At 46.0% G+C, this 7,357-nt stretch carries 7 protein-coding genes; all 7 read right to left on the bottom strand.

Going from position 1 to position 7,357, the window contains the following annotated elements; translation table 11 throughout:
• Window positions 1-205 precede the first annotated feature (205 nt).
• Genes ASN18_RS04365 through aroC form a run of 7 tightly spaced genes read right to left on the bottom strand, consistent with a single transcriptional unit; the run spans window position 206 to window position 7,253 of the window.
• Complete coding sequence (locus ASN18_RS04365) at window positions 206-1,330, bottom strand: anti-sigma factor family protein (protein WP_085051402.1); 1,125 nt, start codon at window positions 1,328-1,330, stop codon at window positions 206-208.
• Window positions 1,327-1,920: an RNA polymerase sigma factor gene (locus ASN18_RS04360; protein WP_085051400.1), complete on the bottom strand. Its 594-nt coding sequence runs from the start codon at window positions 1,918-1,920 to the stop codon at window positions 1,327-1,329. Before ASN18_RS04360 ends, ASN18_RS04365 begins: the two co-directional genes overlap by 4 nt.
• A gap of 47 nt (window positions 1,921-1,967) precedes the next feature.
• Entirely contained in the window at window positions 1,968-3,503 is a 1,536-nt protein-coding gene (locus ASN18_RS04355) for a hypothetical protein (protein ID WP_157072824.1), read from the bottom strand.
• A gap of 15 nt (window positions 3,504-3,518) precedes the next feature.
• On the bottom strand, window positions 3,519-4,424 hold the full coding sequence (ftsY, locus tag ASN18_RS04350) for a signal recognition particle-docking protein FtsY (protein WP_236861508.1): 906 nt from the start codon (window positions 4,422-4,424) through the stop codon (window positions 3,519-3,521).
• Window positions 4,425-4,429: 5 nt separating this feature from the next.
• Entirely contained in the window at window positions 4,430-5,515 is a 1,086-nt protein-coding gene (gene aroB, locus ASN18_RS04345) for a 3-dehydroquinate synthase (RefSeq protein ID WP_085051395.1), read from the bottom strand.
• Complete coding sequence (locus ASN18_RS04340) at window positions 5,515-6,024, bottom strand: shikimate kinase (RefSeq protein ID WP_085051393.1); 510 nt, start codon at window positions 6,022-6,024, stop codon at window positions 5,515-5,517. Before ASN18_RS04340 ends, aroB begins: the two co-directional genes overlap by 1 nt.
• Window positions 6,025-6,053: 29 nt before the next feature.
• Window positions 6,054-7,253: a chorismate synthase gene (gene aroC, locus ASN18_RS04335; RefSeq protein WP_236861507.1), complete on the bottom strand. Its 1,200-nt coding sequence runs from the start codon at window positions 7,251-7,253 to the stop codon at window positions 6,054-6,056.
• Between the last annotated feature and the right edge of the window lie 104 nt (window positions 7,254-7,357).

Here is a 7,357-nt window from a genome sequence, read left to right as displayed (position 1 = left end):
CGTTAGGTTACATTAAAATCTCGATATCCCTCATTGCCGCGTATTATTCCGCCAAGCAATTTCTATACCGGACAGTATTGGGACACATCCAATACTGTCCGGTATGATAATTGCGTAGAAATTGCCAGTGGTCGTGGAGGGCAGAGGGGAAACAACAGAGAAAATGTATTCATCGGACCTAAATAGGAAGTGTCACTATTTAAAACTAATTGGCAGTTAACTGAATCTGTACCCTGATGGTCTTATCGCCTTGTGGTCTGGGCAGCGGTTCATTATATACACCTATCGACTGAAGTTTTCTGAGAAAAGAATCATAGTTTTCTGCTGGTATATCAATTAATAGTCTATGACCGGTCTGTGGGGCTGCCACTTTTGCGCCGAGGGCGGGAAGGAGATCGACTATTTTCGATAGCGCTGCATCTAACGGGTTAATAGTTTCATTATTCACTATCATTTCGGGCCGACGGGCGCGTCCAGGTTCATGAGTATCAGAAATATCTGCAGATTTTTCTAATGTGTCCTTAGATTGCGAGCTTTTGGCGTCTGCCTCTTTCTTTTGTTCATCACTAACGCTGCCAACACTAACTGATGCGTCAGACTTTGCAGCAGTCTCTGGCATAGGGCTTACAGCTTTTGGGCGAGGTGCTGGCGCTCCCGCTGCGGCTGTTGTGTGGGACTCTGCCAGGGCCGGAGCTGGTGCTGATGCTGCCGGAGACGGTGGCTTTATCAGCAGTGCTATAAGTACTGGCCCCTTGTCTTGTCGTTCCTGTTTTAGTTTTTCCTCTTTTAGTTTATCTTCTTTTAATTTTTCGTCTTTTATTTTTTCTTCAGGGCGTTTGACCTGTGCTTGTAACTGGACTTTGGCCGCCTTCTTTTTTACTGCCGGAGCAGCCGGGACCTCAGGTTCGGCAGGCACAATCAACTTGTCTGTATGTAGTTCGTTTGTCGAAGGTACTGTTGCAATTTCAGCCTTTTTTTCCATCATACTAAGAGGTGGAAGCACTTGCTCTGACTTAAACACATAGATTGCTATAACCGCTGCTATGGCAAGCGCTGTAACACCAGCCGGTATTTTAAACGACAATGGAATGAAATCGAAAAAAGACCCAGGACGAGCGTCTATGCGTTCTTTAAGCCGCTTTGCAAAATCCGCAGGGGCATTCACCGGATCAAGCCCCCTCAGAGCCTCAGCCGCTGCCTGTAACGACCTAAACTCCATGTCACACACCCCGCACCCGGCTATATGCCCTTTAACTGCCCGCAGCGCTGTCTCGTCCAACTGGCCGTCTATATACGCCGACATCGACTCTCTCACCGCCTTACAGTTCATCCCACCACACCCTGTAGTTTATCTCTGAGGGCCTGCCTCGCCCTCGATATTTTTGATTTAACCGTGCCGGGGTTAAATCCCGTTATGGTTGAAATTTCCTCATATGAAAGCCCTTCTATGTCACGCAGTACGACAACCAGTCTTTGCGCCACAGGCAGCGCTGCTATTGCCTTTTCTACCGCCCTGGTAAGCTGAGCCTTTTCCATCTGCATATCAGGCAAAGGTCTGCTGTCTGTAATCTCAGGAAGCTCCTCGTCCGTAATACCGGCTTTAAAAGAGAAAAAATTCCTCCAAGTATATGATTTAAGCCTGTTTTTACAAGTATTTACGGCTATCCGGTAAAGCCACGTAGAGAACGACGCCTGAAATTTGAACTGGTTTATCGATGTATATACCTTCATAAAAACATCCTGCGCTGCGTCCTCAGCCTCAGCGTGAACGCCGAGAAAGCGATAGCATAGATTGTATATCTTATCTTTATACATAAGGACAAGCCTGTCAAATGCGTCGGAGTCCCCGCGCGAAGCACCAGCAGCAAGCGATTCTGCATCGTGTACAGCATTAGCCGTCTCATTTTCACCTCTATTCATTTAGACAATCCAAACCGATAGAAAGTTCCATTTGCATATTCCGCTGCTCATCTATTAATGATTTGCCTGAACTTGCCCTCATAAAGCTGAACCGGCAATAAAAACATTAAACTGAAATCAAACGCATACCACATCCACAGGAACAGGTACCAGAATCGCTCATGTGCATTAATTGATAGCGAGATAACTATATTAAGGCACAAGTTGTTCACAAATATGACAAATAAAAAAAACCACTCAGCCCTCCCAAATCTAAATCGCTTCAACATGGCTACAAAGGCAAGCACAATGCCAGCCATTAGAAAACACACCGAATATCCATTATCAAAAAACCACTCTAGCGGGTGTGAGAGTTTTTGTGGAAATACTAATAGCTCCTCCTTCGACATTGGGAGGCCGTATATCCTGGCAAAGTTAATGTACACGATTTTAAAATATTTTAATGGGTTATTATTCAGCACTTCCATGACTATGTCTTTTGCCACCATGTCACTTAAAACTATTTCCGGGATATTATTTGTGTCGTTTTGTTTGTATCTTGCCGCTACCACAGACTCAATTACACGGTAGTAGTAACTTGTCGTAAAGTAGTGGAACCAGAACAGTTTCCTGTTTTCGGTGATGCAAAAGGGATATTCCCTGTTTGACAGGCATGAGACAGATAAAACCTCGCGAGTGTCATGGACTTCCTGAATGAATCGTGTAGTAGTGTTAAAATCCTCGTATGGGTTGATATTGGTTTTTACGATTTCAAGTATTTCAGATTTAATGTCGCCAATAAAGGTACCTTTTTCAATATCTTTACCGTTGTAATATGGCATAACAAGTGTTGCCGTATTGTGCCAGCCATAGTTTGCATATGCCGCTTTTTGATTTGTCCGCAGCCCCTGATATCCCATCCATGAAAAAAGCACCCCGAAGATAACCGCAGAGGGCAATAACAGGTGCGTGATGAATTTTGCCCTTTTATCATATAAATTTCGATTTTGAATTACAAATATACCCAATAACAAGATATTTATCAATAAGGCTATAAAATTACCCCTCAGCAGAAGCGCCATAGACGTTAGAATCGAAAATGTAATGACAGATAATATGTCCCTCTTGTACAAATACCTCAGTATAAATGCAAAAACAAGGACTATTAACCCATAAGCAAGCCCTTCAGTAAGGATTTGATTAGGGAATTTGCTGTACTGATAAATAAAGAACAGGTAAAAGAGCGCCAGGGCCTTGTTGATGTACTCTCCTATGAAACAGGCAAGAATGAAAAATGAAACTATGTACAACAACTTTTGAATAAGAAACACTAACTCAAGCCTTTTGTCTATCATCGAGCAAAAAAGCAGAAATACTGGATATAAGGGCAGCTTATAGTCTTTTAAAACAATTTGGCCGCTTTTCTGGTATTGTTCGGCAACGCTGTAATATTCCTGGGCGTCTGCCTGTAAATATTTGCTTCGGTCAGCAGGGTGATTAAATGAGCGAATTATGTCCCACACGCGCAGCGAACTCATTGAGTAAACAAGCAAAAAGGACATTGCTGCCCAATAAAAAACATACCTTAAAGTCTTGGGTGTCATGCCCGGCACCACCGGTTAGTCAAAGAGCGCCGAGGTGAATTCCTCTGGAATGAAGTCGCGGCAGTCTTCAATCCCTTCTCCTACTCCTATCAGGCGTATTGGGATATTTAGTTCTTTCTTTATTGACAGGACAATGCCGCCTTTGGCTGTGCCGTCCATCTTAGTAAGGGCTATACCCGTTATGCCCACGGCCTCGTTGAATATTTTAGCCTGATGGAGCGCATTTTGACCGTTTGTGGCGTCAACAACGAGCAGTGTCTCATGCGGGGCGCCTGGGATAGATTTATTTATCACCCTCTTGATTTTTTTCAACTCTTCCATCAATGGACTTTTTGTGTGAAGCCGCCCGGCAGTATCTACGATGACAAGGTCCAGCGACCGCGCCTTTGCTGCTTCAATAGCGTCAAAGGCAACTGCTGCAGGGTCTGAGCCATGCTGGTGTTTTACTATTTGCGCGTGGCTTCTCGATGCCCATATGTCAAGCTGCTCTATGGCCGCAGCCCGAAACGTATCAGCAGCGGCAAGGATGACAGAATGGCCTTCTGAGACTGCCTTGCTTGCTATTTTCCCGATTGTCGTGGTCTTGCCAACCCCATTTACACCGACGCACAATACTACAAACGGCCTCTCCTGGTATAAGACAAACGGCTGCGGCAGTCCCAGGATGTCCACAATGCTTTGTCTTAGGAATGCCTTCACGTGTTCCACCGTTTTTATTGAGCCGCTTTCGTATTTTCCCCTCAGTCCTTCGACTATCTCAGTTGTTGCCTTAATGCCCATGTCGGAGGCAAGCAGCATTTCCTCGAACTCTTCTATTGTTGTGTCGTCTATTGCCTTGCCTTTAAATATGGTCTCAACATCCATGAGGAGGACTTCTTTAGTCTTTTTCAGACCGGACTTAAGTCTATCGGCAAATCCCATTGTTTTTATATCTCCGCGCTCAGGACAGAGAGGATTAACTCCTTTTCTATCCCTTTTAGTATTTTCACGCTGCCAATTCCTGTTGGCAGGACGAATTTTATTGCTCCGGCTACGGTCTTTTTGTCGTAATTCATGGCCTCAATGACAGATACAGGCGCTATGTCCTTTGGCATTGACACTGGCAGTGCATACCCCTCTATAAGTGCCTTAATCTCATCAAGTATCCCCAGTGGCAGCAGCGACAACGCCTCTGCAATCCTCGCCTCCACGTACATGCCCCAGGCTACTGCCTCACCGTGCAGGTATTTTTTGTATTGAGTAACAGTCTCAAGCGCGTGCCCTGCCGTGTGCCCATAGTTTAAGATTTCACGCAGGCCAGACTCTCTCTCGTCCTTTGAGACAATGTCTGCCTTGATGCGGCACGATGTATGGATTATATGTCTCAGTGCGGCGCTGTCTTGTGAGAGGATTTTTTCACGGTTGTCCTTTAAATATGTAAAGAGCTCAGGGTCCTGTATTATGCCGTACTTGATTACCTCGGCGATGCCGGCATTTAGTTCCCGCCCTGGAAGGGTACGTAGTGTGTCTATGTCAATGCAGACAAAACGCGGTTGATAAAACGTGCCTATCATATTTTTTCCAACAGGGTGGTTGACGCCTGTCTTTCCCCCAACAGAGCTGTCAACCTGAGAAAGAAGTGTCGTTGGCACCTGAATAAAACCTATTCCGCGCATATATATTGACGCGGCAAAACCGGCCAAATCACCCACAACACCTCCACCAAGTGCTACGAGGGCTGATTTCCTGTCAAGACCGATTTTAAACATCTCGCCAAGTACGATTTCCACATGTCTGAGGTCTTTATGTTCCTCTGCATCGGGGACAATGATGGGAAATACCTTAAATCCTGCCTTTTCAATGGATTCAGTCACGTGTGCCCCGTAAAGCGGGAAGACGGTCGTGTTGGAGACTAAGGCGATTTTCTTGTTAAATCCAAAGGATAAGAGACTTTCTCCAAGTGAATCGATTGCACCGTTTGCGATTGCGATTTCGTAGCTTCTTTCGCCCAGGTTTACTGTTAAATTATTCACTAGTTCATCAACTTCGCGGATTGAATGATTTCCTCTGCTGCGATAATCGGGGTCTTGTCCCCTGTGTCTATGATAATGTCAGCGTTTTGATAAAAAGGCCTCCTGAAATCAAGGAGTTCCATGATTTTAGCCAAAGGGTCTGCTACATTAAGAAGCGGCCTGTCATTGGCGCCAGAAAGACGTGCATATATAATCTCCGGGTCAGCCGTGAGATTTACGACAATGCCGTTTTTGCGAAGGAGTTCAATGTTTTCCTGTCTTAGGACAACGCCGCCGCCGGTAGATATGACTACGTTAGAGAGGGTGGAGATTTTATCAACCATTTCTGTCTCCATTGCTCTGAATGTGGCCTCGCCCATCGACTCAAATATTTCTGTGATTTTTATGCCCTTGTCTTTTTCAATTTCCGAGTCGATGTCTATCAGGTTTCTCCCCAGCGATTTTGCCAGCACCTTCCCTATCGTTGTCTTACCTGTTCCCATAAATCCGGTCAGTACTATGTTTTTCAATTATATTTTTCCTTGCAGCTTGGCTTTGATTATATGCCAGACAGATATTTCATATAATTATAATAGTTGGTCTTTATTTCGTCAATGGCGTCACCACCAAATTTATCTAAAAATGCGTCGGCAATAACAATTGCCATCATAGACTCGGCTATGATGGAACACGAAGGCACGGCGCAGGTGTCAGAGCGCTCATAGGCGGCCTCTATCGGTGATTTTGTTAGTAAATCTACTGATTTCAGAGGTTTTTTCCTCAGTGTTGGAATTGGTTTCATCGCGGCAGACAGCACTATGGGCATCCCGTTACTCATGCCGCCTTCTATGCCTCCAGCGTTGTTGGTCTTACGGTAGAAGCCGAATTGCGGCGTCTTAGGCTTTGTGTAGTATATCTCGTCCATAACCTGTGAACCATGAAGTGCAGCGGCATTAAACCCCATGCCTATCTCAACACCCTTGACTGCCTGTATGCTCATGATGGCCTGCGCTAGTCTGCCGTCAAGTTTTCTGTCCCACTGGATGTGTGAGCCTAACCCAACAGGGACATTTGTCGAAAACACTATGAACGTACCGCCCAGTGTATCACCAGCCTCTATTGCCTCATCAATGGCGCTGACCATTATCTGTGTATCGTGCGGTGCGCGCACGGGTGAGTCCTCCGCCATTTTGAATAACTCAATGAGGCCGCCGTTGTCTAACGAATAGGGTGAATCGGGCAGTGAGCTGGTTTTGACACTTCCAATGGAAGTAACGAAGCTGCCCGTAAAGATGTCGAATTCGCTTAGAAATCTTTTGCAAACTGCCCCAACCGCTACCCTTGTCGTAGTTTCGCGGGCTGAGGCACGCTCAAGTATATTTCTTATGTCCTTAAAGCCATACTTTGCCGCACCGGTAAGGTCTGCATGACCGGGGCGCGGCCTGGTTACTGCCTCGATTGAGCCTTCGTCCTCTGAGGATACGGACATCCCCTGTGACCAGTTGGCCCAGTCCTTGTTTGTAATCTTTATTGAGATAGGGCTTCCCAGAGTCTTACCCCATCTGACGCCGGAGAGGATTTCAGCCTTATCGGACTCTATTTTCATCCTGCCGCCCCTGCCGTAGCCCATTTGCCTGCGCTTGAGTTCTTTGTCTATGTCCTCCTGAGAAAGCGGCAGATTAGAGGGCAGCCCTTCTACAACACCAACAAGTGCCTGTCCGTGTGACTCACCTGCGGTTATTATTTTTATGCCTGACACTTATTTCCCTCGCTGGGGGTGGCGCTGCCTCCCCCATTATTCAGATGGGTGGCGCTGCCTCCCCCATTATTCAGATGGGTGGCGCTGCCTCCCCCATTCATACA

This window comes from Candidatus Magnetominusculus xianensis, from assembly GCA_001541255.1.
GTDB classification, from domain to species: Bacteria; Nitrospirota; Thermodesulfovibrionia; order Thermodesulfovibrionales; family Magnetobacteriaceae; genus Magnetominusculus; species Magnetominusculus xianensis.
The sequence above is the reverse complement of the archived record's forward strand: the minus strand, read 5'-3'. Positions and strand labels throughout refer to the sequence as shown.